At 73.4% G+C, this 26504-nt stretch carries 21 protein-coding genes; 13 read left to right on the top strand and 8 right to left on the bottom strand.

What is annotated here, in order from left to right; genetic code table 11:
• The 3 genes from ACFVDP_RS37775 to ACFVDP_RS37765 all read right to left on the bottom strand — a co-directional run.
• Positions 1-1122: DUF4139 domain-containing protein (locus tag ACFVDP_RS37775; protein ID WP_383500179.1), on the bottom strand; the 1122-nt coding region annotated here is incomplete at its 3' end.
• Positions 1123-1224: 102 nt separating this feature from the next.
• On the bottom strand, positions 1225-1905 hold the full coding sequence (locus ACFVDP_RS37770) for a GntR family transcriptional regulator (protein WP_383500177.1): 681 nt from the start codon (positions 1903-1905) through the stop codon (positions 1225-1227).
• A complete protein-coding gene (locus ACFVDP_RS37765; protein WP_383500175.1) occupies positions 1902-3389 on the bottom strand; it encodes a chlorohydrolase family protein in 1488 nt (495 codons plus the stop codon). The genes ACFVDP_RS37770 and ACFVDP_RS37765 overlap by 4 nt, the downstream gene beginning before the upstream one ends.
• A 251-nt stretch (positions 3390-3640) precedes the next feature.
• On the opposite strand from ACFVDP_RS37765, the gene ACFVDP_RS37760 reads away from it, so the two are divergent.
• From ACFVDP_RS37760 to ACFVDP_RS37720, 9 genes are all read left to right on the top strand, one after another.
• Complete coding sequence (locus tag ACFVDP_RS37760; RefSeq protein ID WP_383500196.1) at positions 3641-4678, top strand: ABC transporter permease; 1038 nt, start codon at positions 3641-3643, stop codon at positions 4676-4678.
• Positions 4679-4715: 37 nt separating this feature from the next.
• On the top strand, positions 4716-6452 hold the full coding sequence (locus tag ACFVDP_RS37755; RefSeq protein ID WP_383500172.1) for an ABC transporter substrate-binding protein: 1737 nt from the start codon (positions 4716-4718) through the stop codon (positions 6450-6452).
• A gap of 2 nt (positions 6453-6454) precedes the next feature.
• Complete coding sequence (locus ACFVDP_RS37750; RefSeq protein WP_383500169.1) at positions 6455-7456, top strand: ABC transporter permease; 1002 nt, start codon at positions 6455-6457, stop codon at positions 7454-7456.
• On the top strand, positions 7456-8484 hold the full coding sequence (locus tag ACFVDP_RS37745; RefSeq protein WP_383500166.1) for an ABC transporter ATP-binding protein: 1029 nt from the start codon (positions 7456-7458) through the stop codon (positions 8482-8484). Before ACFVDP_RS37750 ends, ACFVDP_RS37745 begins: the two co-directional genes overlap by 1 nt.
• Positions 8481-9494 (top strand): ABC transporter ATP-binding protein, encoded by a 1014-nt coding sequence (locus ACFVDP_RS37740; protein WP_383500163.1) that lies wholly within the window; start codon positions 8481-8483, stop codon positions 9492-9494. Before ACFVDP_RS37745 ends, ACFVDP_RS37740 begins: the two co-directional genes overlap by 4 nt.
• Positions 9495-9571: 77 nt before the next feature.
• Positions 9572-10786, top strand: a complete 1215-nt coding sequence (locus ACFVDP_RS37735; RefSeq protein WP_383500160.1) for an amidohydrolase — start codon at positions 9572-9574, stop codon at positions 10784-10786.
• Between the two features lie 90 nt (positions 10787-10876).
• A complete protein-coding gene (locus tag ACFVDP_RS37730; RefSeq protein ID WP_383500157.1) occupies positions 10877-12619 on the top strand; it encodes an IlvD/Edd family dehydratase in 1743 nt (580 codons plus the stop codon).
• Between the two features lie 38 nt (positions 12620-12657).
• Complete coding sequence (locus ACFVDP_RS37725) at positions 12658-13494, top strand: cyclase family protein (protein ID WP_383500154.1); 837 nt, start codon at positions 12658-12660, stop codon at positions 13492-13494.
• A complete protein-coding gene (locus ACFVDP_RS37720) occupies positions 13491-15140 on the top strand; it encodes a thiamine pyrophosphate-binding protein (RefSeq protein WP_383500152.1) in 1650 nt (549 codons plus the stop codon). The genes ACFVDP_RS37725 and ACFVDP_RS37720 overlap by 4 nt, the downstream gene beginning before the upstream one ends.
• 32 nt (positions 15141-15172) lie before the next feature.
• Here ACFVDP_RS37720 and ACFVDP_RS37715 read toward each other — a convergent pair whose 3' ends face one another.
• Complete coding sequence (locus ACFVDP_RS37715; protein WP_383500193.1) at positions 15173-16114, bottom strand: MerR family transcriptional regulator; 942 nt, start codon at positions 16112-16114, stop codon at positions 15173-15175.
• Positions 16115-16215: 101 nt separating this feature from the next.
• On the opposite strand from ACFVDP_RS37715, the gene ACFVDP_RS37710 reads away from it, so the two are divergent.
• Positions 16216-17724, top strand: a complete 1509-nt coding sequence (locus ACFVDP_RS37710; protein WP_383500149.1) for an alpha/beta fold hydrolase — start codon at positions 16216-16218, stop codon at positions 17722-17724.
• A gap of 32 nt (positions 17725-17756) precedes the next feature.
• Positions 17757-18407, top strand: a complete 651-nt coding sequence (locus ACFVDP_RS37705; RefSeq protein WP_383500146.1) for a DUF6226 family protein — start codon at positions 17757-17759, stop codon at positions 18405-18407.
• Positions 18408-18413: 6 nt separating this feature from the next.
• On the opposite strand, the gene ACFVDP_RS37700 is transcribed toward ACFVDP_RS37705, so the two are convergent.
• The gene (locus ACFVDP_RS37700) at positions 18414-18761 is read right to left on the bottom strand and encodes an STAS domain-containing protein (protein WP_383500143.1); all 348 of its coding nucleotides are present in this window, start codon (positions 18759-18761) and stop codon (positions 18414-18416) included.
• A 209-nt stretch (positions 18762-18970) separates the two neighbouring features.
• Entirely contained in the window at positions 18971-19663 is a 693-nt protein-coding gene (locus ACFVDP_RS37695) for a DUF899 domain-containing protein (RefSeq protein WP_383500141.1), read from the bottom strand.
• A 167-nt stretch (positions 19664-19830) separates the two neighbouring features.
• Between ACFVDP_RS37695 and ACFVDP_RS37690 the strand changes: the two genes are divergently transcribed.
• Complete coding sequence (locus tag ACFVDP_RS37690; protein ID WP_383500138.1) at positions 19831-21234, top strand: aminotransferase class V-fold PLP-dependent enzyme; 1404 nt, start codon at positions 19831-19833, stop codon at positions 21232-21234.
• Here the strand turns inward: ACFVDP_RS37690 and ACFVDP_RS37685 are convergent.
• Positions 21200-22837 (bottom strand): ABC transporter permease, encoded by a 1638-nt coding sequence (locus ACFVDP_RS37685; protein ID WP_383500136.1) that lies wholly within the window; start codon positions 22835-22837, stop codon positions 21200-21202. The two genes, ACFVDP_RS37690 and ACFVDP_RS37685, sit on opposite strands and share 35 nt — an antisense overlap.
• A gap of 87 nt (positions 22838-22924) precedes the next feature.
• Entirely contained in the window at positions 22925-24073 is a 1149-nt protein-coding gene (locus tag ACFVDP_RS37680) for an ROK family protein (protein WP_383500134.1), read from the bottom strand.
• A 213-nt stretch (positions 24074-24286) separates the two neighbouring features.
• Here ACFVDP_RS37680 and ACFVDP_RS37675 point away from each other — a divergent pair, with 213 nt between their 5' ends.
• The gene (locus ACFVDP_RS37675) at positions 24287-26440 is read left to right on the top strand and encodes an alpha-galactosidase (RefSeq protein ID WP_383500191.1); all 2154 of its coding nucleotides are present in this window, start codon (positions 24287-24289) and stop codon (positions 26438-26440) included.
• Positions 26441-26504 lie beyond the last annotated feature (64 nt).

Genomic DNA, 26504 nt, shown 5'->3' with positions numbered 1-26504 from the left:
AGCCGGTGCGGCAGCGGCCGGGGGCGGCAGGGCGCCGGGCGCCTTCGGCCGACCTGCCGCGCGCGAGCGGACCGCGCCCGGCGCCACGGGCGCGGCCCCCGCGTACTGAGGCGCCTGCGCCGTCTCCGCCGCACCGCCGACCAGTGACAGCCCCCGCGCCGTGACGGCGGGGCTCGGCCCCGCCGCGTCGTACCCCGCGAACAGCCCCGCGAGCCCGGTCGGCGGCTCGCGCCAGCCGGACGGCGCCGGGGCGGGCTGACGGCGCCCGATCCGCACCGAGCGCAGCACGGGCGCCCCGGTCGGCCGGTGCAGATCGGCGGTGGACAGGCCGAGGCGCACCCCGGTCCAGTCCTCGCCGGTGCGCTGCGCGACCGAGGCCCGCAGCACGAGACGGCCGCCCTCCTCGTCCTGACGGTGCGTCAGTCGGTAGGAGGGCACCCAGACCGCACCCGGCACGCGGTACTCGATCTCGATGTCCACCGGCCCGGTGACGGACCCCTCGCCCGCGTCCGTCTCCGTCAGGCTGAGGTCGGCGCAGACCGTGGTGTGCACGGGAGTCGACGGAGTGTCGGTGGAGGCGCGTGCCAACCGGTCGGCGGCGACGTCGAGTTCGAACGCGACGCGGCGCAGCCGCTCGTCCAGTTCGACGAGTCCGGTGTGCAGTTCCGCCAGCCGTTCGTCGACGAACTCCGCGAGCCGCAGCCACGCCTCGACGGGTGTGCGCCGGTGCGGGTCGTCGCGGCGGCGCGGCGGCGGGACCGGGCGCAGCGCCGTGACCTCCTCGATCCGGCGCAGCTGCCGGTCCCGGCGGGCCTCGGTGCTCCGCCGCTCCTCGGTCAGCCGCTCGGTCTCACGGACCAGTTCCGGGGCCGCCTCGGGCGCGAGGGGTTCGGCCTCGACGGCGATCCGGGCGCCGGTCACCCGAAGTGCGGGCCCGTCCACCACGTACGCGCGCAGCGAGAGCGGGTCCAGGACGCGCGGCAGGCCCCGCACCCGTACCCGGCCGTCGGCCGGTACGACGCCCCGGGCGAGCCGTCGGCACACCGCGCCGCGCGCGTGCACCACGACCGACGTGAGCTCCGATTCCCAAGGCGCGCAGGGCTGTGCCGCCGCGTCCGTCATCGCGTGTCCCCTCCCGTACGCCGCCGTGCACGGCGCCGACCTCGGTCGAAGGGTAGCCCGGGGGCAGCGGGCCGGACACGGGATTGCGTACGGGAGGGGAGGTCACTCCGGGGGCAGCACCGCGGCGAGCGCCGCCATCACGGGAGCGCGCCGGACATCGATGTGGGCGAAGGTGAGCGCCTCGGCCAGACGCGGCCGGCCGGCGCCGATCGCGTCGCAGATCTGGCGGTGCTCCGCGCAGTGCTGCTCGGCCCCGCGCTCGGTGGCGGTGATGCGGAACAGCCAGTGCATCAGGCCGCGCGAGGGCTGGAACGACGACTGCAGCAGGCGATTGCCCGTCATGGTGATCAGCTCGGCGTGGAAGGCCGTGTTCGCGGCCGCGATGGCCGCCTCGTCGCCGCGCCCCGTCGCCGCCTCGGCCGCGGCCATCACCGCGCGCAGCCCGTCGTGGTCGCCGCCGCGCGCGACGATCTCGGCCGCCCGGCGCGCCGCGAACACCTCCAGGCTCAGCCGGAGATCGAAGAGTTCGTCGACGTCGCGCAGGGTGAGCCGACGCACCCGCGCGCCCCTGCGCGGCTCCAGGACGACGAGCCCCTCGCCCGCGAGCCGCATCAGAGCCTCGCGCACCGGGACGCGCGAGACCCCGAGCGCCTCGGCGAGTTCGCGTTCGCGCAGCCGGGTGCCCGCCCGGTAGGTGCCCGCGTGGATGCCGGCCCGGATCAGCTCCTCGGTGCGCTCCACGTGCGAGGCGCCGGGCGGTTCGGACACCTCGGCGAGCGTCACGCGCCCGCCTTCGGCGCGGACTCGTGGAACGCGGGGAACGTCGGCGGGAACAGCGCCGCGGTGTCCCGGCGCTCGGTGTCGCGCTCGCTGTAGGCGGCGCGCATCCGCTCGAACAGGGCCTGGGCGTCGCGGCGCAGCGTTTCCAGGTCGAGGCCGGGCAGGCCGCCGTCGACGAGCACGGGGCTTCCCGCGACCACGGAGTTCGTCGCCTGCCGCGCGGTCCCGTTGAGCAGGAAGGTGCGCACCGGGTCGTCGAGCACGCCGTCGCGGATGTCGTCCAGGGAGAACGCGACCAGGTCCGCCTGCGCGCCGGGAGCGATCCGGCCCAGGTCGGCACGGTCGAGCGCACGGGCGCCGCCCAGGGTGGCCGCCTCCACGTAGTGCTCGGCGGGCGCGGCGTCCGAGCGCCCGTCGGCGATCTTCGCCAGGTGCACGCCGACGTCCATGCCGCGGACCAGGTCCGGCGGGAAGGAGTCGGTGCCCAGGCACAGGTTCACACCGGCCTCGCGGTACGCGCGGAAGGAGTGCAGCATCTCGCCGTACCGCAGGGAGGTCTGCGGGCAGTGGACGACCGAGATCCCGCTGCGGGCGAGCAGCGCCAGGTCGCCGCGGTCCGCGCCGTGCACGGCCGGGTGCCGGTCGAGGAGCACCGTGTGCGGGATGAGCAGGTTCGGGCCCAACAGGCCGTGCTTGTCGAGGAGTTCGAGCGGTGTCAGACCGTGCCGCCGCTCGATGATGTTCCGCTCGGCCAGGCCCTGGAGCGCGTGCAGCCGGACCAGGACGCCGCGCTCGCGCCCGACCCGGGCGGTCTCCGCGAGGAGTTCCTCGGTGAGGGTCTCGATGCGGCACGGCAGCAGGACGCCGGTGAGCAGCGGGTCGTCGAGCCCGTCGACGTGGTCCAGGAAGCGCAGCGCGTCGCGCAGTCCCGCCCGGCCCTCCGCCTCGTCGAAGGCGACCTCCCGGGTGCCGTCCGGCAGGACGACGTTGACGCCCGAGCGGTAGGCGGGGCCGAGATAGCCGCGCAGCCCGATCCGGCGGGAGACGCGCGCCGTCTCGACGAGTTCGTCGTACGGCTCGGCCCAGCGGCTGTGCACCTCGGAGGCGATCGGCATGAACGTCGTGATGCCGTGCAGCGCGAGCTGGGCGAGGGCGTACGTGCGGATGGTCGTGCGTTCCTGCGGCGTGAACACGTCGTGGCGCCGCTGGGCGAAGTAGTCCAGGGACCACTGCAGGCCCTTGGCGCGCTCCGGTCCCGCCCAGGAGTCCAGGACGAGATGGTCGACGTCGGTGAGCGCGTCGAGGTCGATGAGGCCGGGCAGCACCAGGGACTCGCCCAGGTCGCGCTCCGTGTCGACCGGCCCGTCGTAGCGGGGGCCGACGTAGACCACACGGTCGTCCTCCCACACCACTTCGCCGTCCCGCAGCAGCGCGTGGCCGCCGTCCTGGTGGGCGAGGATGTGCCGGGCGCGCCAGCGGGTGCGCATAGTGCCTCCTGAGATTCACGGGTCGTGCCGTCCTGATCGTACGAGTTGGTATACCGACCAGGGAAGAGTGAGCCGCCCGTCGATCTCCATCGGGACGGCCGGAGGGTGAAATGCCCCGTTAAGCGGCGCTGTTGCGGCACTCGGTATACCAAAATCCGGTCACCCCTTTCGCGCCATCGCTTTCTTGGTATACCGTCCCGCCAACCTTCCCCCGAGCGCCGAATGGATCACGCGACGTGACGGATTCCCCTGTGCTGCCCGCTCGGCCGCCTTCCGGCGCCGAGGCCGGCGGCGAGCCCAACTTCACCGCTGCCCGGCCCGCTTCGGCGCAGCCGGCAGTAGCCGCCCGCTCCCTGCTCGGCACCGCGTGGCTGCGCATCCGGCGCAGCAAGATCGCGCTCGCCGCGCTCGCCGTGGTGGTCCTCATGATTCTCTTCGCTGCGCTGGCCCCGCTGCTCAGCGCCCTCGAGGGCCAGGACCCGTACACCACGCGCACCAGCCCGGACGTCCTGGACGACTACGGCACCCCCGGACTGCCGCTGTCCTACTACCGCTTCCCGTCCGCCGACCACTGGCTCGGCGTCGAACCGGGCCTGGGCCGCGACATCTTCGCCCGCATGGCGCACGGCGCCCAGGTCTCCCTGATCATCGCGCTGCTCGCGACGGCCGTCTCCGTCGTCCTCGGCACGATCCTCGGCGCCGCCGCCGGCTACTTCGGCGGCAAGGTCGACATGGTGATCAGCCGGATCATGGACCTGTTCCTGGCCTTCCCGCACCTGCTGCTCGTGCTCTCGCTCACGCCGATCCTCCAGTCCCGGCTCGGCGACACGGCGCTGGGAGAGGGCAGTCTGCTGCCGATCGCCTCGCTCGTGATCATCCTCGGCTTCTTCGGCTGGGCCTACCTCGCCCGCGTCGTGCGCGGTCAGGTGCTGTCCATCCGCGAGCAGGAGTTCGTCGAGGCGGCCCGGTCCTACGGCGCCTCGCACCGCACGATCATCCTCAAGCAGATCGTGCCCAACGTGATGGGCGTCGTCCTCGTCTACGCCACGATGATGATCCCCACCAACATCACCGCCGAGGCGGCGCTCTCGTTCCTCGGCGTCGGCGTCAAGGACCCCACCCCCTCCTGGGGGCAGATGCTCAACGCCGCCCAGGCCGGCAACTGGTACCTGACCGACCCCTGGTTCCTGGCCGTGCCCGCCGGCGCCCTCGTCCTCACGGTGCTGGCCTTCAACCTGCTCGGCGACGCCGTCCGCGACGCCCTCGACCCCAAGTCCTCCCGTGGCTGACCGAAGTCCACGCACGCCACGAACCCCAGGAGCAGCAGTGAATCGACGCACCGCGGCGGCTCTCGCCCTGACGGTGAGCGCCGGGCTGACCCTCACCGCCTGCGGCGGCCCGAAGCCCAAGCCCGGCTCGGGCTCCAACGCCCCCGCCGACGCCTTCGAGGCCGTCAAGGTCGGCGACGGCGACACGACCAGGGGCGGCAACGTCAACGTCGTGATGTCCACCGACTTCCAGACCCTCGACCCGGGCAACAGCAACTACGTCCAGACGGCCAACGTCGGCCAGCTGTACTACCGCACCCTCACCATGGCCAAGGAGGAGGCGGGCAAGCCCCCGAAGATCGTCCCCGACCTCGCCACCGACCTCGGCAAGGTCTCCAAGGACGGCCTCACCTGGACCTACACCCTGAAGACAGGGCTGAAGTTCGAGGACGGCTCGCCGATCACCGCCAAGGACGTCAAGTACGGCGTCGAGCGGACCTACGCCCGCGACGTGTACACCCAGGCCCCGCAGGAGCTGAACTCCGCCCTCTCCGACGACGGCTACAAGGGCCCCTACGCCAAGGGCTCCGCCGGTGACTTCAAGGGCGTCGAGACCCCCGACGACCGTACGGTCGTCTTCAAGCTGAAGCAGCCCTTCGCCGAGTTCCCGGCGCTGGTCTCCCGCTCCAATACCGCGCCCGTGCCCCGGGCGAAGGACACCAAGCTCGACTACACCAACCACCCGGTGTCCACGGGCCCGTACAAGATCAAGTACTACGACCGCGGCCGCTCCATGAAGCTCGTCCGCAACAAGAACTGGGACCCGGCCACCGACCCCAACCGCAGCGCCCTCCCGGACACCTTCACCTTCAGCCTCTCCACCGCGCAGTCGACCATCAGCCAGCAACTGCTCGCCGACTCCGACCCCACCGCGCTCACCCTCGACAGTGCGGGCGGACTCCAGGCGTCCGACGCGGCGAAGCTCGACGAGCCGGCCGTCGCGCGGCGCACCGCCTCCGGCCTGATCGGCTGCACCGACGTCCTCGACTTCAACACCGAGTCGATCAAGGACCCGGTGGTCCGCGAGGCCATCGCGCTCGCCATCGACCGCAAGGCCATCCAGCTCCAGTACGGCGGCGCCCGCTTCGGCAAGCTCACGCAGTCGTACATCAACCCCGACCAGCGCGGTTACGTCACCCAGCACACCGGACTCGACCCGGCGGGCCAGCCCCGGCTCGCGGCGGCGAAGAAGCTCCTGAAGGGCCGGGACGTCCCGAAGAAGCTCGTCTACGGATACGCCGACGCCACGCCCCGCTACAAGAACATGGGCACGTCGCTCCAGCAGAACCTCAAGCAGCTCGGCATCGATCTCGAACTGCGCGCGATCCCCGCCGCGAACTACTACACGACGCTCGCCGGCTCCAACATGCCCGACATCGCCCGCAGCGGCTGGTGCGGCGGCGCCGACAGCGGCTCGGTGCGCACCACCATCGACCCCAACCTGGGCCCGAGCGTCGACGGCAAGAGCTTCGGCTTCTCCAACATCCCCCGCTACCACGACCCCGAGATCGCCCGCGCCATGTACGAGCTGCGCGGGGAAAACGGCGGCAGCGAGGAGTTGGGCCGCAAGTGGTCCGCGCTCTTCGACCAGGCCATGCAGGACTACCCGCTCGTGCCCCTCATCCGCAACGTCACGCGCTCCGTCGTCGGATCCGACATCCGCAACGCGCAAGTCGGTTACTTCTTCGGCTCCATCGACCTCTCGACCGTCTCGGTCGTGTCCAAGAAGGGGTGACCATGGCCGCGTTCCTGCTACGGCGCTTCGGCGCCACCGTCGTCCTGCTGATCGTCATCAGCTTCGTCACCTTCACCCTCTTCCAGTTCGGGCCCGCCGATCCGGCCGCCGCGGCCTGCGGGCAGGAGTGCACGCCGCAGCGCGTGGCCGAGGCGCGCGTCGCGCTCGGCATGGACAAGCCGTTCCTCACCCAGTACCTGACCTACATGTCCGGCCTGTTCCACGGGCGGACGCTCGGCGCGGCCGGTGCGCAGACGCTCTGCGAATGGCCCTGTTTCGGCAAGTCGTTCCAGACGAACGAGAACGTCACCGCCGTCCTCGAACGCGCCCTGCCGTACACCGTGTCCGTCGCCGTGGGCGCGATCGTGCTCTGGACGGTCGTCGGCGTCACCCTCGGCACGCTCGCCGCGCTGCGCAAGAACAAGCTCGTCGACAAGCTGATCGTGGGCGGCGCCTCGGTCGGCGTCTCGCTGCCGATCCCCGTCACCGGTCTGCTTCTGCTGCTGGTCTTCGTCTCGACGTTCGACCTGCTGCCGTTCACCACCAACGCCATCACGTCCCCGTTCGGACCCGCCGGATTCGGCGGCTGGTTCCAGAACTACCTGCTGCCCTGGGTCGCGCTCGCCGTGCTGTTCAGCGCCCAGTACATCCGCGTCACCCGCAGCTCCATGCTGGAGACGTTCGGCGAGGACTTCATGCGCACCGCCCGCGCCAAGGGCCTGTCCCGCACGGTCATGGTCGTCCGGCACGGCGCCCGCGCCGGGCTCACCCCCGTTGTCACCATGCTCGGCCTCGACATCGGGCTGCTGCTCGGCGGCGCCGTCCTCACCGAGCAGATCTTCTCCGTACCCGGCGTCGGCTTCACCGCCGTCCGCGCCGCACAGGCCGGCGACCTGCCCGTGACCATGGCGATCACCCTGCTCGCCGCCTTCTTCATCATCGTCGCCAATGTCGTCGTCGACGCCGTCTACGCCGTCATCGACCCGCGAGTGAGGGCCGCCTGATGACCACCGTCACCGATCAACCCCTGTTGCGCATACGCGACCTGCACGTCACCTTCCCGACCGACGACGGGCTCGTGCACGCCGTCAACGGCATGGACCTCACCCTGAACCGGGGCGAGACCATCGGCGTCGTCGGCGAGTCCGGCTCCGGCAAGACCGTCACCAGCCAGGCGCTGATGGGCCTGCTCAAGGAGACCCGCGCCGAGGTCACCGGCGAGATCCTGCTCGACGGCACCGACCTCAACTCCCTGTCCGAGGACCGGATGCGGTCCTGGCGCGGCAAGAAGATCGCCATGATCTTCCAGGACCCGCTCTCCGCGATGCACCCCCTGCACACCGTCGGCGCCCAGATCGCCGAGGCCTACCGGGTGCACAACCAGGTGTCGCGGAAGGCCGCCCTCGACGTCGCCGTCGACATGCTGGGCCGGGTCGGCATCCCCGACCCCAAGCGGCGCGCCCGCGCCTACCCGCACGAGTTCTCCGGCGGCATGCGCCAGCGCGCCATGATCGCCATGGCGCTGGTCTGCGAACCGGAACTGCTCATCGCCGACGAGCCGACCACCGCCCTCGACGTCACCGTCCAGGCGCAGATCCTCGACCTGCTCGGCGAACTCCAGCAGGAGACCGGCACCGCCGTCGTCCTCGTCACCCACGACCTCGGCGTCGTCGCCGAGGTCTGCCACCACGTCGCCGTCATGTACGGCGGACAGTGCGTGGAGCGGGGCAGCGTCCGCGAACTGTTCCGGGATCCGCGCCACCCCTACACCCAGGGCCTGCTCGCCTCCATGCCCACGCTCGGCGACGACAGCGAACGGCTGCGCCCCATCGCGGGCTTCCCGCCGTCGCTGCTCGCCCTGCCCCAGGGCTGCCTCTTCGCCGAGCGCTGCCCGCAGACCCACCGCGTGCCCGACGGGCGGTGCCACGGCGAGCGCCCCGCGTTCCTCACCGCGAGCCCCGCCGGAACCGCCGCCCACCCCTCCCGGTGCCACCTGGAGACCCTCACCGACGCCGAGGAGGCCGTGCGATGACCACCACCGAACAGCCGCCGCTCCTGGAGGCGCAGGGCCTGACCAAGCACTTCCCGGGGCGCGGCGGCCTGCTGGGCCGTGGCGGCGCCCCGGTCAAGGCCGTCGACGGCGTGAGCTTCTCCGTGGGCGCCGGACAGACCCTCGGCATCGTCGGCGAGTCCGGCTGCGGCAAGTCCACCACCGGCCGGCTCCTGATGCGCCTCCTCGAGCCGACCTCCGGCACCGTCCGGCTCGACGGCCGCGACGTCGGCTCGCTGAACCGGGCCGAGGCGCAGGAGTACCGCCGCCAGGTGCAGATGGTCTTCCAGAACCCGGCCTCGTCCCTCAACCCCCGGCAGACCGTGGGCGCCGCGATCGCCGCGCCGCTCCAGGCCCAGGGCATCGACCCGCCCGGCGGCGTCAAGACGCGCGTACGGGAACTCATGGACCGGGTCGGCCTGCGCCCCGACCACTACAACCGGTTCCCGCACGAGTTCTCCGGCGGCCAGAAGCAGCGCGTCGGCATCGCCCGCGCGCTCGCCCTCGAACCCCGCCTGATCATCTGCGACGAGCCGGTCTCCGCCCTCGACGTCTCCGTGCAGGCCCAGGTGGTCAACCTGCTCCAGGACATCCAGGCCGACACCGGCGTCTCGTACCTCTTCATCGCCCACGACCTGTCCGTCGTACGGCACTTCGCCGATCGCGTCGCCGTCATGTACCTCGGAAAGATCATGGAGAGCGGGGCCACCCGGGAGGTCTTCGACCACCCCCGCCACCCCTACACCCGCGCCCTGCTCTCCGCCGTCCCCCAGCCCGACCCGGACGCCGACCGGGGCCGCAGGATCCGCCTCTCCGGCGATCTGCCCACCCCGGCGAACCCCCCGTCCGGCTGCGTGTTCCGTACGCGGTGCCCGCTGCGCCCCACCCTCGGCGAGGCCGAACAGGCGCGCTGCGCGGGGGAGACCCCACCGGTGCCGGACGGCGAGGCGCCCGCCTGCCACTTCGCCGACCACGCCGTCCCGACCCACTGACCCGACAGCACACCCAGCCCAAGCACCCCGCCCACACACCCCGTCAACACATCACCGAAGTAAGGAAGTTGCACCACATGCTCATCCGTGACGTCCGCCCCTGGGGCGGCGAGCGCAGCGACGTGACCGTCGACGGCACCCGCATCACCGCGATCCGCCCGCACGACCCGGCGGCCGCACCCGCCGGAGAGGTCGTCGAGGGCCGCGGCCGACTGCTGCTGCCGTCCTTCAGCGACGTTCACGTCCACCTGGACTCCACCCGCATCGGCCTGCCGTTCCGCCCGCACACCGGCGGCCCCGGCGTGTGGACGATGACGATGAACGACCGCGAGAACTGGCGTGACGCCGAGATCGACCTGCCCACGCGGGTCGCCGGCACCCTGGAGCGCATGATCGCCCGCGGTACGACGCGTGTGCGCACCTACGCGCAGGTCGACGTCGACTGCAAGCTGGAGAAGTTCGAGGCGGTCGTCGCCGCCAAGGAGAAGTACGGGCACCTCGCCGACGTCCAGATCATGACGTTCCCGCAGGCCGGCATCCTGCTGGAGCCCGGCACCGCCGACTACCTGGAGGCCTCGCTCAAGGCGGGCGCCGACGTCATGGGCGGCATCGACCCCTGCACCCTGGACCGCGACCCCAAGGGCCACCTCGACGTCGTCTTCGGACTCGCCGAGAAGTACGGCGTCGAGGTCGACATCCACCTCCACGAGCCGGGCGAACTCGGCGTCTTCTCCACCGACCTGATCCTGGAGCGCGTCCGCGCGCTCGGCATGCAGGGCAAGGTCACCATGTCGCACGCCTACGAGCTGGGCTCCGTCAACGAGTCCACCAGCCGCCGCCTCATCGAGGAGTTCGCGGAGCTGGACATCGCCATGGCGACCGTCGCCCCCGCCGCCCGCAACCAGCTCTCCCTCGCCGCGCTCACCGAGGCGGGCGTCCGCGTCGGCCTCGGCGAGGACGGGCAGCGCGACTACTGGAGCCCGTACGGCAACTGCGACCTGCTCGACCGCACCTGGCAGCTCGCCTTCACCAACAACTTCCGCCGTGACGAGCACATCGAGATGTGCCTGGCGGTCGCGAGCATGGGCGGCGCCTCGATCATGAGCCACGACGTGCCCCGCCTCGCCGGGATCACCGACCGGCCAGGACTCGCCGTCGGCGACCGCGCCGACCTGCTGCTCGTGGACGGCGAGACGCCCAGCAGCGCCGTCATGGACCGCGGCACCGACCGCACGGTCCTGCACGACGGACGGGTCGTCGCCGAAGGCCTCGAACTGGTCGACGCCGGCTGACCCGAGGCGGGGGGCACCCTGGACGCTGCCGGGCAATCATCCGATGATTGCCCGGCAGCGTCCGCGCATCGACGTAACGGAGTGATCCGCATGGCCGAAGGGCACCCCCACTCGTCCGCCCGCCGCAGTCAGGCCTGGTTCGGCGCCGCCGGACGGGGCGGCATGGTCTACCGCTCATGGCTGCGCAACCAGGGGCACGGCCCCGAGGTGTTCGACGGCCGCCCGGTGATCGGCGTCGCCGTCTCCGCGTCCGAACTCGCGCCCTGCAACGCCCACTTGACCCGCGTCGCCGAATCCGTGAAGCGCGGTGTGTGGCAGGCCGGGGGGTTCCCGCTGGCGTTCCCCACCATGGCGACGGGCGAGACCCTGATGCGGCCCACCGCCATGCTGTACCGCAACCTGATGGCCATGGAGGTCGAGGAGCTGATCCGCGCCAACCCGCTCGACGGCGTGGTGCTGCTCTCCGGCTGCGACAAGACGACCCCGGCCATGCTCATGGGCGCCGCCAGCGTCGACCTGCCCGCGCTGATGGTCACCGGCGGCCCCATGCTCAACGGCAAGTTCCAGGGCCGGGACGTCGGTTCGGGCACCGCCGTGTGGCAGATGGAGGCCGAGGTCAAGGCCGGCCGGATGACCGAGGAGGAGTGCTTCTTCGCCGAGGGCTGCATGGCGCGCTCCGACGGCCACTGCATGACGATGGGCACCGCCTCCACCATGGCCTGCATGGCGGAGACCCTCGGCATGCAACTGCCCGGCTCCGCCACCTGGCCGGCCGTCGACATGCGCCGCTACGAGACCGCCCAGCGGGCCGGCCGTCGCATCGTGGAGATGGTCGAGGAGGAGCTGCGCCCCTCGGAGATCCTCACCCGGGAGGCGTTCGAGAACGCGATCCGCACCAACGCCGCGATCGGCGGCTCCACCAACGCGATCATCCACCTCACCGCCCTCGCCGGCCGCGTCGGCGTCCGCCTCGACGCCGAGGACTTCGACCGGCTCGCGCGGGACGTACCGACGCTGCTGAACCTGATGCCGTCCGGGAAGTACCTCATGGAGGACTTCTGCTACGCGGGCGGGCTCCCCGCGGTCCACCGCGAACTGGTGCGGGCCGGACTCCTGCACAGCGGCGGAGTCACCGTGACCGGGCGCCCCCTCGCCGAGAACGTCGCGGACGCCGAGCGCATCGGCGACGAGGTCATCACCCCGGTCGACGCCCCCTTCCAGCCGGCCGGCAGCGGCACCGCCGTCCTGCGCGGCAACCTCTGCCCGGACGGCGCCGTCGTCAAGCAGTCCGCGGCGTCCGCGCACCTGCTCACCCACACCGGTACCGCCCGCGTCTTCGACTCCCCGGAGGCCTACCACGCGGTCTGCGACGACCCGGACCTGGACGTCGACGAGAACACGGTCCTCGTCATCCGGGGCGCCGGCCCCAAGGGCTACCCGGGCATGCCCGAGGTGTCGAACGTGCCGCTGCCGGCCAAGCTCCTGAAGGCGGGCGTCACCGACATGGTGCGGGTCTGCGACGGCCGGATGAGCGGCACCGGATACGGCACGGTCGTCCTGCACGTCGCACCCGAGGCGGCGGTCGGCGGCCCCCTGGCGCTCGTACGGGACGGCGACACCATCACCCTGGACGTGCCCCGTCGATCCCTCCATCTGGACGTGACGGACGAGGAGTTGGCGCAGCGCCGGACCGCCTGGCGGGCTCCCGCACCGCGGCACGACAGCGGCTACGCCTGGCTGTACACCGAACACGTCGAAGGAGCCGACCGGGGCGCGGACTTCGGCTTCCTGCGCGGCCGCCGAGGCCACGCCGTCCCGCGCGACTCGCACTGACGGTTGTGCGGCGCCGTCGATGCCTTCAGGATGCAGGCATGTCCGAGCCCACGGCAGCAGCCGCAGCAGCGTCGCAGTCCACGTCGCCGTCCGTACTCGCCGCTCTGGTGGCCGCGCTGCGGGGCGGTTCGATCCAAGTCGTCGACCTCACAGCGCCGTTGACGTCCAGCACGCCGGTGCTGGAACTGCCTCCCCAGTTCGGGCAGACCGCCGTGTTCGAGCTGGAGGAGATCAGCCGGTACGACGACCGGGGGCCCGCCTGGTACTGGAACAACTTCCGGTCCGGCGAGCACACCGGAACCCACTTCGACGCCCCCAACCACTGGGTCACCGGCCGCGATCTCGCCGACATCGCCTCGGTGCCGGCACGGCAACTCGTCGCGCCCGCCGCCGTGCTCGACGTCACCGACGAGGTCGCCAAGGACCCCGACTTCCTGGTGGAACGGGCGCACATCGAAGCCTGGCAGGACCGGCACGGCGCGCTGCCCGACGGCGGCTGGCTGCTCGTGCGGACCGGCTGGAGCAGCCGGTCCGCCGCGCAGGACACCTTTCTGAACGCCGACGAGAACGGACCGCACACTCCGGGCCTCTCCGCCGACTGCGCCCGCTGGGTCGCGGAAGAGACCCCGGTCCTCGGGCTCGGCGTCGAGACGGTGGGCACCGACGCGGGCCGGGCGCACGGCTTCGACCCGGCGTTCCCCTGCCACTCGTACCTCATGGGCAGCGGCAAGTACGGCCTGACGCAACTGCAGAACCTGGCCGAACTGCCGCCCACCGGCGCCGTGGTGATCGCGGGACCGCTGCCGATCGTGTCCGGGTCCGGGGCGCCCGCCCGGGTCCTCGCCCTCGTCGAGCGGACGGGGCAGCCGTCGTGAACGTCGCCGAGGTGGTCGGACGGACCCTGGTCGCCGCCGGTGTGGAGCAGGTCTTCGGCGTCGTCGGCTCCGGCAACTTCCACGTCACCAACGCCATGGCGGCGGCCGGCGCCCGGTTCGTCGCCACCCGCCACGAGGGCGGCGCCGCCACCATGGCCGACGCGTACGCCCGGGTCAGCGGCACCGTGGCGGCGCTCAGCGTGCACCAGGGGTGCGGGCTCACCAACGCCCTCACCGGCATCGGCGAGGCGGCCAAGAGCCGCACACCCCTGGTCGTCGTCGCGGCGGAGGCGTCCCAGCCGCGCTCCAACTTCTACGTCGATCAGCCGGCGCTCGCCGAAGCGCTCGGCGCGCACAGCGCCCGCGTCACCTCCGCCGCCGACGCCGTCGCGCAGACCCGCGCCGCCGTGGCCCTCGCCGTGCACGAGCGGCGCACCGTCGTGCTCAATCTGCCGCTCGACGTCCAGACCCAGGAGGTCACGGGCGCGGACACGGCCCTGGCCGCCGTCGCCCCACCGGTCCCGCGCGCCGCCGTCGAACCCGCTGCCGACGACATCGCGGCCCTCGCCGACATCCTCACGCGGGCCGAGCGACCGGTGTTCATCGCCGGACGCGGCGCACGCGGCCCCGGCGCCCGCGCGGCCCTGGAACCGCTCGCCGAACGCTGCGGCGCGCTGCTCGCGACCTCGGCGGTGGCCCGGGGCCTCTTCCACGGCAACCCATGGTCGCTCGACGTCTCCGGCGGCTTCGCCTCACCGCTGGCCGCCGAACTGATCGAGGGCGCCGACGCCGTGATCGCCTGGGGCTGCTCCCTGACCATGTGGACCACCCGGCACGGCCGGCTCATCGGCCCCGACGCCACCCTCGTCCAGATCGACGACGACGCGGACGCGCTCGGCGGGCAGCGTCCCGTCGACCTCGGTGTCACCGGCGACGTCCGCCTGACGGCCGAGCGCGTGCGGACCGTGCTCGGCGACGGCACGCGCACGGGCTACCGCACCCCGGCCACCGGCGACGCGCTCGCCACCCGGCTGCGCTGGCGCGACATCCCGTACGAGGACGAGTCCACCCGCGACCGCATCGACCCGCGCACCCTCAGCATCGCGCTCGACGACATCCTCCCCGCCGAGCGGGTCATCGGCATCGACTCCGGCAACTTCATGGGCCACCCGACGATGTACCTGTCCGTCCCCGACGCGCAGGGCCTGTGCTTCACCCAGGCGTTCCAGTCCATCGGGCTCGGCCTCGCCACCACGGTCGGCGCGGCCCTGGCCCGCCCCGACCGGCTCCCGGTGGCCGCGCTCGGCGACGGCGGCGCGCTGATGAGCGCCGTCGAACTCGACACGGTGCGCCGCCTCGGCCTGCCCATGGTGGTCGTCGTCTACAACGACGACGCCTACGGAGCGGAGGTGCACCACTTCGGCCCGCACGGATTCCCGCTCTCCACCGTCGAGTTCCCGCCCACCGACATCGCGGCCGTGGCGCGCGGCTACGGCTTCGAGGCGGTGACCGTGCGCGCCCCGGCCGACCTGAAGGCCGTACAGGACTGGGTCGCGGGACCGCGGACCGCGCCGCTCCTCATCGACGCCAAGGTCGTACGGGAGCACGGCTCGTGGTGGCTGGAGGAGGCGTTCCGGGGGCACTGACGCGGCAGCGCGGCAGTGGAGTAGGGCGATGCTCAGGACGCCAACTGGCCGTCCAGCGCGGCGAGAAGCCAGTCGTGGGCCGTGCCCGGCGTCGGTTCCGGGGCGCCGCCGGGCGCGGTGATCAGCTCCGCCACGAGGGCCCAGTAGCCGTCGAGCCGGGGATCGGCCGTGAGCTGGACGGCGAGCAGACGGCGGAAGCCGTCGGTGTCGCGGCAGCCGGCCACGCGCGCGTACGTCGCCACGAAGCAGTCCAGCGCCTCACCGTCGGCGGGACCGGCTCCGGTCCGCATCTGCCGGGCCGCCAGCTCGTAGGCCTCGGCCAACCCGGCGTACAGCAGGGCCGATTCGCGCGCGCCCGCCGCGCGATGGGCGGCCGGCTGGGTGGGAGCGGCGGTGCCGTCGCAGGGGCGGGACACCAGGGCGCACAGCCGGGCGAACGCCAGCACCTGCGCCGGGTCCGGCATGTCGGGCGGCTGCGGAACGGCCGCCTCCAGGAAGGCCCTCCGAGACGCGGCCGGCATCCGCGGCGGCAGCCACGCGCGCCAGAACCCGGCCAGCGGGGCCGTGCTGGGCGGCGTACCCAGCGATCCGACGAGCCGCAGCCGGTCCGCGCGCTCCTCGGGCGGGCAGGCGTGCACCAGGTGCAGTGCGGCCTCCTGCCAGCGCAGCGCGCTGAGTCGCGTACCGAGCGTGCGCAACTGTCCCGCGACGGCGTCCTCCAACACGCCCTGCGCACCGGCCCGTTCGTCGACGACGCGGCGCACCTCGGGCACGGGCAGGCCGAGACCCCGCAGGGAACGGATCAGCCGCAGCCGGTCCAGCGCGTCCGGCGCGTAGCGGCGATGTCCGCCCGCGCTGCGCGCACGCTCCGGCAGCAGACCGCTGTCGGAGTAGAAGCGGACCGTCTTCACCGTGGTGCCCGCGTGCTCGGCGAGCTCACCGATGCTCCACAGACCGTCGGACCCGGGACCCAGCGCCACTTGAACCTCCCTCTGGGGGAGTTCCTAACGTACCCGTGAGCGCGGCCCGGCGACGGACCGGACCGTGACGGCGAGCGCCCCGAGGAGCGTGCGGAATGACGGAATTCGTGCTGGTACCAGGTCTGTTCACCGGGTCGCACGTGTGGCGGGAGACGGCCGCCCGGCTGGAGGCCGAGGGCGCGCGGGCGCACCCGGTGGACCTGCCGGGCCGGCGGCCCGGCGACGGCTCCGGCGCCGACCTGGCGGGGGACGTCGCCCGGGTCGTCGAGGTCATCGACGCGGCTGCGGACGGCGGGGAGCCGGAGATCGTGCTCGTCGGGCACGACTACGGGATGTTTCCCGCGGTGGGCGCGGCGGACCTGCGGCCGGGGCGCGTCGCCCGGATCGTGTACGTGGACTCGGCCCCGGTGAGCGACGGCGTACCGGCGCTCGCGGGCGTGCCCGACCAGGAGTTGCGCGAACGGCTCGCCGCCGCCGGGGACACCGACGGGGTGCTCGCACCGCCCGCGCGGGAGGAGTGGCCGCGCTGGGGGAGCACCGCGGGAGTGCCCGAGGCGGCCCTGGACCGGCTCGCCGACCTCGCCTCGCCGCAGCCGCTCGGCACCCTGCTGCGACCGCTGCGCCTTTCCGGCGCTGACCTGCCGCCGACCACCGGAGTGCTGTGCGCGGAGAGCGGCGCGACCCTCGCGGCCGTCCGCATGCTGCTGAGCTTCGGCGATCCCATGATCAAGGCCCTGGCCAGGCCCGAGGTCACCTTCTTCGAACTGTCCACGGGACACTGGCCGATGCTGTCCTGTCCCGACCGGCTCGCCGAGGTGCTGCTCGCCGCGGCCGCCGGTGAGGGCGAGAGCCTCGCGGCGCAGGGCGCGCCGACGGTGGGGTACCTCAAGCCCTTCCTCCTCGACGTCACGGAGCGACCCCGGGAGCGACGCGGCACCATCGACCTCTACGTCCCCGAAGGCGCCGAGGAGACCCCGCGGCCCGCGATCGTGTTCGTGCACGGCGGGCCGGTGCCCGAGGGCGAGGAGCCGACGCCGCGCGACTGGCCGACGCTGATCGGATACGCCCGCCTCGCCGCCGACCGGGGAGTGGTCGGCGTGACGCTCGACCACCGCCTGCACGCGGTGACCGCCTATCCGACGGCCGCCGAGGACCTCGCGGCCGCGGTGGCCGAGGTGCGGGCCGACCCCCGGGTGGACGCGGACCGGATCGCCCTGTGGTTCCTCTCCGGCAGCGGGCCGCTGACCGCGCCGTGGCTCAGCGCGAGGCCGCCGTGGCTGCGCTGCCTGGCCGCCAACTACCCGATCATGGCGCCGCTGCCCGCCTGGGGAGTGAACGACGCCCGGTTCCGGCCTGCGGAGGTGGTGGCACGGGGCGGCACCCCGCCGTTCGTCCTCCTCCGGGTCGGCCGGGAGGCGTCGGCGGTCGCCGCGACGGTCGCCGAGTTCCTCGCGGCGGCCGAGGCGGGCGGCGCGCCGGTCGAGGTCGTCGACGTCCCGGACGCGCCGCACGCCTTCGAGGGGCTCGACCACACCGACAGCGCGCGGGACGCGGTGCGGGAGACGATGCGGCGCGTCCTCGACCGGCTCACCGCCGGGTCCTGAGCCGGGCCGGAACACGGCGTTACAGTGCGGGCATGGATCAGGAGGAGCTGCGAGAAGCCGTCGAGGCCGAGTTCGCCGACACCGGGGCCGACACCCCCGCCTGGGACGACCCGCACCCCGACAGGGCCGCGCTCGACGAGGAGTACTCACGCTGCCTCGACCCGGGCAAGTACCGCATCCTCGCCGCCCGCGCCGACGCCTGGACGCGGGTGCTGTGCGGGCGCGGCCTGGCGACGGCGGAGCCGGTCGGCGACCCGGGGGTCCTGTGGCGGCACACCCCGGATGTGCCGCTCGACGACCCCGTCCTGCTGCGGCCGGCCCGCGCGGACGCCGTCCCCCTGGTCTTCGGCTTCGGAGCCATCGACGACGTACCGCGCACCGTGCTCGCGGTCGGGGCGGGCGAGCCCGCCGTCCTGGCGGAGCGGGTGCCGGACTGCGGCTGCGACGCGTGCGACGACGGCTCGGCCGGCCTGCTGGAGTTGCTGGACGACGCGGTGATCGCCGTCGTCACCGGCGCCTTCGTGCACATCGACGCGGGACCGGGCCGGAGGATCATCGACACCGGGGAGACCTCGTCGGCGAGCAACTGGCCTCCGTCCGCCGAGCGGCCCGAGGCCGCGGTGGAAGCGGCCAGGGCCGGGCACTCGCCCTACCGGGTGGTGCGCGGAGCGGCGTGGGGCTGAGACGAGTCAGGAGGCGCCCGGCTCCCCGGGCGGGCCGTCCCCGGGCAGCAGGAGGGCGTCCGTCCCGGTCAGTTTCAGGACGCGCAGCACCGGGCGCGTGACGGACACGAGCCGCAGACTGCCACCGGCCCGCGTCGCGTAGCGCTGATGCCGGACGAGGAGGTTCACCCCGGTCGAGTCGGTGAACGGCACCTCGGTCAGGTCGAGTTCGCAGCGTCGCGCGTGGAACGGGGTCAGGGCCCGGTCGAGGCGGGGACCGGTGCGCAGATCGAGTTCGCCTCGGACGCGGAACAGAACCGTGTCGCCCGTGTCGACGACATCGATGACGAGTGACGGCGGAGTGGTCGCGTTCACTTCGGCGCCCCCTGGTGTCCGAGGGAGCAGTGAGGGAACTGCCCCCGGCATGTTCTTTTTGGCACGTCCCATAGAAGCACCGGTGAGCCCGCATGCCGCCCCGCCGGACACAGTTCAAGCCCGTGACATCTGAACGCACCGCACGGATGCTCGGTCGCGCCGGACCTGTTCGACTCCCTCACCGGGTCCGGCGCGTGAGCTGATCCCCGTCAGTCCTGGTCGCCGTAGGCCGCCGCGATCTCCTGCGGGGTGGCCCAGCGGCTGTACGTCGGCCCCTGCGGCCACCCGTCGGGGGAGTCCTGCCAGACCTCCTGCCGGCCGTACGGCAGGACGTCCACCAGCGGGGACAGATGGCTGAGCTGCTCGGTGCCGCGGCCGTCCGTGTGCCACGTCCGGTACACCGTGTCGCCGTCACGCAGGAACACGTTCACCGCGAAGCCGCCGTCCGGCGGGGCGCCGACATCGGCGCCGAAGGAGCTGTGCGCCGTGGAGTACCAGTCCATCCTGTTCCCGACCCTGCGCCGGTACGCGAGCGCCTCCTCGATCGGGCCCTGCGTGACGATCACGAAGCGGGCGTCGAACTTCTCCAGGCCGAGCAGCCGGGTGAACTGGGACGTGAAGCCGGTGCAGCCGCCGCACTGCCACTCGGCGCCCTCGTGCCACATGTGGCTGTACACGATCAGCTGCGGATGCCCGTCGAAGATCTCGGCGAGCCGGACCGGGCCGTCCGCGCCCTCCAGGACGTACTCCGGCATCTCGACCATCGGCAGCCGGCGGCGCTGCGCGGCGATCGCGTCGAGTTCACGGGTGGCCGCCTTCTCCCGCACCCGCAGCGTCGCCAGCTCCTTCTCCCAGGTGGCGGTGTCGACGACGGGCGGCAGGGCGTTCTCGGTGCTTGACATGGTGCCTCCGGGCGCTCGCGGGACTGTCTGGGAGTGATGACTCCAGGACACCCCGGAACTCATCGGTGCGCCCGCCGACGCGGTCTGGACAACCGGCGCCGGTCGGCCGATATTGCGGCCAGGAGGGGCCACAAGGAACGCGGGCCCAGGCAGGGGGGGGCGTCGGCATGGAGCAGGACGGGTGGGGCGGGGAGTCGTTCGGGGCGCTGCGCGCCGACGACTTCGGGTACTTGGACGAGACACGGCAGATCTATCTGGACCACACCGGCGCCGCACCGGTGCCGCGCCGTCTCGTCGACGCGCACGCGGCCCGGCTGCGCGGCGCCGCGTTCGGCAACCCGCACACCGAGAGCCCGGCGTCCGCCGCCTCGACCGAGCTGATCGAGGCGGCCAGAGACAGAGTCCTGCGGTTCCTGGACGCGGACCCGGCCGAGTACACGGTGGTGTTCACGGCCAACGCGTCTCAGGCCGTGAAGCTGGTCGGCGAGGCGTATCCGTTCCGCGGCCGGACGGGCCCTGCGCTGCTCCTCACCCAGGACAACCACAACTCCGTCAACGGCGTAAGGGAGTTCGCGCGGGCGGCGGGCGCGCGGGTGCGCCTCGTGCCGTTCTCCGGCGACGCACTGCGGGCCGACGGCGCGGCCGTGCGCGAGGCGCTGGCGGCCCGGCGGCGCGGGCTCTTCTGCTTTCCGGCGCAGAGCAACTTCAGCGGCGTACGGCATCCGCTGGAGTGGGTGGAGCGGGCCAGGGACGCGGGCTGGCACACCCTGCTCGACGCGGCCGCGTATCTGCCGACGGGGACGCTGTCGCTGCGCCGGACGCCCGCCGACTTCACCGTCGTGAGCTGGTACAAGGTGTTCGGCTATCCGTCCGGCGTCGGCAGCCTGGTGGCGCGGCGCGAGGCGCTCGCCGCGCTGCGCAGACCCTGGTTCGCGGGCGGCACCATCCAGGTGGTCAGCGCGCAGGCCCGCTGGCACCGGATGGCGCAGGCCCCCGCCGCGTTCGAGGACGGCACGCCCGACTTCCACGCGGTGCCGCAGATCGTGGCGGGCCTCGACTGGTACGACGCGATCGGCGCCGACCGGATCGCCGGACATGTCGCCGCCCTCACCGAACGCCTGCTGGGCGGCCTCGCCGGTCTCACCCACCGCGACGGACGGCCGCTCGTGCGCGTCTACGGGCCGCGCGGCACCGAGGGGCGCGGTGGCACGGTCGCGCTGAACGTTCTCGACCGGCACGGCCGCATCGTCGACGAGCGGATCGTGGCGCGCGAGTGCTCGGCGGCCGGTATCTCCGTGCGCACCGGCTGCTTCTGCAACCCGGGGGCGGGCGAGGAGGCGTTCGCGATCGCCCCGCGGCTGCTGCGCCGCACGGGCAGCGGCCGCAGCCGCGCCGAGACCATCGACGGCTACATCGAGCGGCTCGGACTGCCGTCGGGCGGCGCCGTGCGGGTCTCACCCGGCATCGCGAACGTGGCCGCCGACATCGACCGGTTCGTCGACTTCCTGCGCGTCACGTTCGCCGCCGCGACACCGGTCAGGGGCGCGTTGGCCCCACGGCTGTCCTGCTGAGCCGGTGCCGAGCGGCCGGGCAGCGGTGGCGCAGCACCAGCCAGGCGACCACGAGCAGCACGGCGGCGACGCCCGCGAGGACCACCCACCCGAACCAGGCGGGCCGCCCGAAACTGTCCGCGTACGAGGCGAGCAGCGCCCGGCCCTCCGCGCCGCCGCCCCGCCACAGCCGCTCCAGGCCCGCGCCGGAGCCCAGCGACTCGAACGCCCACCGGTTGGTCATCGCCACACTGATCCAGCGGCCGCCCGCCGCCATCCGCGGCACGGGCACGAACGCGCCGGAGAACAGCACCTGCGGGAAACAGAGCAGCGGCAGCACCAGCGCGGCCTGGCTCGGTTCGGAGACGAGCGCCGAGCAGCACAGGCCGAGGGCGAGCGCCGCGAACGAGGCCAGGGCCGTCGTCACGAAGAGCGACGCGTGCACGGACAGCGCGGCCTCGGGCAGCCGGTCCAGGGCCCGCAGCACCACCAGCAGCAGCGCGTCGGCGAGCAGCAGCACGGGTCCGAGGACGGTGAGCTTCGCCAAAAGATAGGGGCCGAGGCGCAGCACGGTGCGGCGCTCGCGGCGCAGAACCGCCAACTCGCCGCAGATCTGCGGCAGTCCGTACGCGAGCCCGAAGAAGAACGCGCCGAACGCGATCCAGAACAGCACCATCGCCGAGGCCGCCGGATCCGGACGGTCCGGGTCGAAGACTCCCGGCCGGAACAGCAGGGCGAACATGGCGATGATGATCAGCGGTGAGCCGATGGTGATGGCGGCGGTGAGCCGGTCGTGCCGCAGGAGTCTCAGCTCGCGGCCGGTCAGCACGGTCCATTGGCGCACGGCGCCGGTGGCCGGGGCGACGGACGGGTGCACCAACTCAACTACTGGAAGGTCCTGTTGGGGTTCCGGTGCGGTCTCCACCGAGTACAGCGCCTCCAGCGTGCCGTCCGGTGAGGCGTCCACCAGCTCGGCCGGGGTGCCCGTCGGTCCTGGCCGGCCGTTCGGCGCGATGAACAGCACCTGGTCGCAGCGGAGCAGATCCGCGGGCGTGTGCGTGGTGAGGACGACGGTGACCCCGGTGTCGGCCAGGCGGCGCAGATACGTCGTCAACTGCGCCCCGGCCAGCGGGTCGAGCCCCGAGGTCGGCTCGTCGAGGAACAGCAGCCGGGGCCGCGACAGCAGCTCGATGGCGATGCTGGCCCGCTTGCGCTGCCCGCCGCTCAGCGTCCGCACTGGCTGCTCCGCCACCGGCCCGAGCCCCAACTCGTCCAGTACCAGCGGCACGTCCGACGGGTCGGTGCCGCGCAGTCGGGCCGCGTACTCCAGGGCCGTGCGCAACGGCAGCGCGCGGTGCACGATGTCGTCCTGCGGCACGAACCCGTGGCGCAGCGCGTCCGGCGGCGCCTGCACCGAGACCCGTCCGGCGTCCGCGGTCCGCAGTCCGGCGAGGATCTCCAGGAGCAGTGTCTTTCCCGCGCCGCTGCCGCCCGCGATGCCCAGGACCTGCCCAGGACCGACGGCCGGCACGGTGACCTCGGACAGCACGGCGGTGCCGGACAGCCGCAGCCCGATCCCGCTCGCCGAGAGGTGCACCCCGTCGAGTTCCCCCGCCATCGCCATGCGTCCTCCCCGCCCCGCCGCCGGACCGCCCGGCCCCTGGGGGACCTGCCCCGGCGGCCCCGCGGATACGCGCGGGACGGCCGTGCTCTACGGGGCGCCGGCGGCCGGGACCGCGAGGGCGTACGTCTGGATCGCGGTGGCGGCGGCGCCGCGCGCCCAGTCGGTGAAGCCGGTGCGCCGGACGACGACGTCGAGCGGGCTCGCGTACGGGCTGCGGTCCCGGCGCAGCGCCGCGTCGAAGGACGGACGGCCGACGTCGGCCAGGCGGACGCCGTCGCCGCTCAGGACGACGCGCTCGGTCAGCGTCATGTTGCCGACGGCCGCGGTCAGCCGGCCGAGCGCCGCCGCCGACTCCCCGACCGCGCGGGCCGCCACCGGGTCGCCCGCCGCGGCGAGATCGAGGCAGGTGTCGTAAGTGACGTCGCGTCCCAGACCGAGCGAGACCCGGTGGCGGATCGCGGGGATCGTCACCATGGCCTCCGCGCAGCCCTGGTGGCCCTGTGGGCAGAGCGGGCCCAGCGGGTCCAGCGGGTGATGGCCGAGCACGCCGACGGAGGCGTCCGGGCCGGTCCGCATCCGGCCGTGCGCGACCAGGCCGTACCCGACGCCCTCGCCGACCGTCAGCAGGGCGAAGTCGTTGTACCCCTTGCCCGCGCCGAACCACTGCTCGGCGCGGGTGAGCGAGAGCAGGTCGTTGTCGACGACGACCGGGCAGTCCAGGGCCGCCGCGCACGCCGGGCCCAACGCGACGTCCCGCCAGCCGAGATAGCGGGCGCTCGTCACCGTCGAGTGATCCACCACCTGCCCGCCGAGGCTGACGCCCGCCGCGGTCCACCGGCCGCCGTGCCCCGCGCCCAGCGCCCGCGCCAGCTCCGTCACCGCGGCGACGACGGCCTCCGGCGTGGGGTCGGGCAGCGGGCGGCGGTCCTGCGCCAGGATCTCCGCGCGCATCGAGGTCACCACCCCGTAGGCCGTGTCCGCGGTGAGTTTCACGCCGAGGAAGTGGTGCGCGGCCGGACGGATGTCGAGCGGCCGCGACGGCCGCCCCGTCTCCGGATCGTGCTCGACCGGCATCTCCACCAACAGGCCCGACGAGAGCAGGGGTTTCGTCAGCCGGGTCAGGCTGCCCGCGGACAGCCGCAGCCTGCGCGCGAGTTCGCTGCGCGGCAACGGGCCGTCGAGCAGCACCGCGAGTGCCACCTCCCGCGCGGAACCGCTGAGGGGGGACCACGTCATGGGCAGATCCCTCCGTCCGGAGCAACGTCAAGTGGCCTGCATCGAGGCGACCTTAGCCTTCCGCGACGAAACTCACCATAGGGAGAGATGAGTGGTCTGCCGGGAAGAACTCCATGGAGGGCCGGGTATTGACCGCCCGAGAGTATCGAGGCAAAACTCAAGAAGTCCCCGCCCGCCGCTGTGCCCCACAACCCCCAGGAGTCCTCCGTGTCACTGCCCGACCCGGTCCACCTGCGCGCCGCGGGCGTCGGCCTCGTCCTCGCCGCACCGCAGGGCGCGCCCGACGCCCTGCCGTCCGTCGTCCACTGGGGCGCGGACCTCGGCGCCCTCGACACGGCCGCGCTCACCCACCTGTGCCGGGCGGCCGAACCCGCCCCCGTGCCCAACGACTTCGACCGGGTGGTCGCCCCGTCCCTCGCGCGCGAGCACGCCGCGGGCTGGCACGGACGGCCCGGCCTGACCGGGCACCGCGACGGCACCGCCTGGTCACCCTGGTTCCGGCGCACGGGACTCGACGTCGACGACCGGGGAGCGCCCGGCCGGGGCGGCCGGGTCGTGGCCACCGGTGAGGATCCCGAGGCCGGTCTCGCCCTGCGGCTCGAACTGGAGCTGACCGCCGAGGGGTTGGTGCGCCAGCGTGCGGCGATCACCTCGACCGCGTCCGACGGCTTCTTCGTGCTCGACGCGCTCACCGCGACCGTGCCCGTGCCGCCCGTGGCGACCGAACTGTTCGACCTGGCCGGACGCTGGGGACGCGAACGGGCCCCGCAACGGCTGCCGTTCACCGTCGGCGCGCACAGCCGGGAGAACCGCCGCGGCCGCACCGGCCCCGACGCCCCGCTGATCCTGGCCGCGGGCACCCCCGGCTTCGGCTTCCGGCACGGCGAGGTGTGGGCCCTGCACGTCGCGTGGAGCGGCAACCACCGCAGCTACGCCGAACGCCTCTCCACCGGTGACGCGGTCCTCGGCGGCGGCGAACTCCTGCTGCCCGGCGAGGTCCGGCTCGCGCCCGGCGAGACCTACACCACGCCGTGGGTGTACGCGGCGTACGGCGCCACCGGCCTCGACGCCGTCGCCGAGCGCTTCCACGCCCACCTGCGCGCGGGCAGGCCCGAACTGCCGCCCCGGCCGGTCGTGCTGAACACCTGGGAGGCCGTCTACTTCGACCAGGACCTGGAGCGCCTGACCGAGCTGGCCCGGGCCGGCGCCGAGGCGGGCGTCGAGCGGTTCGTGCTCGACGACGGCTGGTTCCGGCACCGCAGGCACGACCGCGCGGGCCTCGGCGACTGGTACGTCGACGAAGACGTCTGGCCCAAGGGCCTCGGCCCGCTGATCTCCACCCTCCACGGCCTCGGCATGGAGTTCGGCCTGTGGGTGGAGCCGGAGATGGTCAACCCCGACTCCGACCTGGCCCGCGCCCACCCCGACTGGCTGCTCGCCACCGGAGGCCGGCAGCCGCTCACCTCACGCCACCAGCAGGTGCTCGACCTCGCGGTCCCCGGCGCGTACACCTACATCCTCGACCGCCTCGACGCGCTCCTCACCGAGTACGACATCGCGTACCTGAAGTGGGACCACAACCGCGACCTCCTCGACGCCGGGCACGGCCCGCACGGCACCCCCTCGGTCCACGCCCAGACGCACGCCGTCTACCGCCTCCTCGACGAACTCCGCGCCCGGCACCCGCGCGTCGAGATCGAGTCCTGCTCCTCCGGCGGCCTCCGCGTCGACCTCGGCATCCTCGAACGCACGGACCGGGTGTGGGCCAGCGACTGCATCGATCCCCTGGAGCGGCAGCAGATCCAGCGCTGGACCGCCCAGTTGGTGCCGCCGGAGCTCGTCGGCGCGCACGTCGGCGCACCCCGCTCGCACACCACGGGCCGCACCCACGACCTCTCCTTCCGCGCCGGAACCGCCCTGTTCGCCTCCTTCGGCATCGAGTGGGACCTCACCACCGCCACCCCCGCCGAGCGCGCCGAACTCGCCCGCTGGGTCGCCCTGTACAAGGAACTGCGGCCCCTCCTGCACGGCGGCACCACCGTCCGCGACGACGCCCACGACCCCGCGCTCGCCGTCCACGGCGTCGTCGCCCCCGACCGGCGCGACGCCCTGTTCGCCCTGGTGCAACTGGACGCCCCGCTGGCCTCCGTACCCGGCACTGTCCGGCTCCCGGGCCTCGACGAGGACCTGACGTACCGGGTGAGCGTGCAGCCGCCCGGCGACACCCCCGCCCTGCGGCAGGGGCAGCCGACCCCGTGGACCACCGAACCCCTCGTGCTCGGCGGCGCCGCCCTGGCCCGGGTGGGCGTGCGCGCCCCCGCCCTCTATCCCGAACAGCTCCTCCTCGTGCGGGCGCAGGCGCTCTGATCTGCCTGCATCGCGCAACCATCCGCCCTCCTCGCGCGTCACTTAGGCTCGGTGGACTGGTCTA

The organism is Streptomyces sp. NPDC057694, assembly GCF_042799415.1.
Taxonomy (GTDB): Bacteria; Actinomycetota; Actinomycetes; order Streptomycetales; family Streptomycetaceae; genus Streptomyces.
The sequence above is the reverse complement of the archived record's forward strand: the minus strand, read 5'-3'. Positions and strand labels throughout refer to the sequence as shown.

Excerpts from the sequence above, each read along its gene's own strand:
- ACFVDP_RS37680 (WP_383500134.1), bottom strand. The coding sequence starts at position 24,073 with ATGACGTGGTCCCCCCTCAGCGGTTCCGCGCGGGAGGTGGCACTCGCG.
- ACFVDP_RS37705 (WP_383500146.1), top strand. The coding sequence starts at position 17,757 with ATGGATCAGGAGGAGCTGCGAGAAGCCGTCGAGGCCGAGTTCGCCGAC.
- ACFVDP_RS37750 (WP_383500169.1), top strand. The coding sequence starts at position 6,455 with ATGGCCGCGTTCCTGCTACGGCGCTTCGGCGCCACCGTCGTCCTGCTG.
- ACFVDP_RS37685 (WP_383500136.1), bottom strand. The coding sequence starts at position 22,837 with ATGGCGATGGCGGGGGAACTCGACGGGGTGCACCTCTCGGCGAGCGGG.
- ACFVDP_RS37710 (WP_383500149.1), top strand. The coding sequence starts at position 16,216 with ATGACGGAATTCGTGCTGGTACCAGGTCTGTTCACCGGGTCGCACGTG.
- ACFVDP_RS37695 (WP_383500141.1), bottom strand. The coding sequence starts at position 19,663 with ATGTCAAGCACCGAGAACGCCCTGCCGCCCGTCGTCGACACCGCCACC.
- ACFVDP_RS37765 (WP_383500175.1), bottom strand. The coding sequence starts at position 3,389 with ATGCGCACCCGCTGGCGCGCCCGGCACATCCTCGCCCACCAGGACGGC.
- ACFVDP_RS37745 (WP_383500166.1), top strand. The coding sequence starts at position 7,456 with ATGACCACCGTCACCGATCAACCCCTGTTGCGCATACGCGACCTGCAC.
- ACFVDP_RS37725 (WP_383500154.1), top strand. The coding sequence starts at position 12,658 with ATGTCCGAGCCCACGGCAGCAGCCGCAGCAGCGTCGCAGTCCACGTCG.
- ACFVDP_RS37730 (WP_383500157.1), top strand. The coding sequence starts at position 10,877 with ATGGCCGAAGGGCACCCCCACTCGTCCGCCCGCCGCAGTCAGGCCTGG.
- ACFVDP_RS37735 (WP_383500160.1), top strand. The coding sequence starts at position 9,572 with ATGCTCATCCGTGACGTCCGCCCCTGGGGCGGCGAGCGCAGCGACGTG.
- ACFVDP_RS37690 (WP_383500138.1), top strand. The coding sequence starts at position 19,831 with ATGGAGCAGGACGGGTGGGGCGGGGAGTCGTTCGGGGCGCTGCGCGCC.
- ACFVDP_RS37740 (WP_383500163.1), top strand. The coding sequence starts at position 8,481 with ATGACCACCACCGAACAGCCGCCGCTCCTGGAGGCGCAGGGCCTGACC.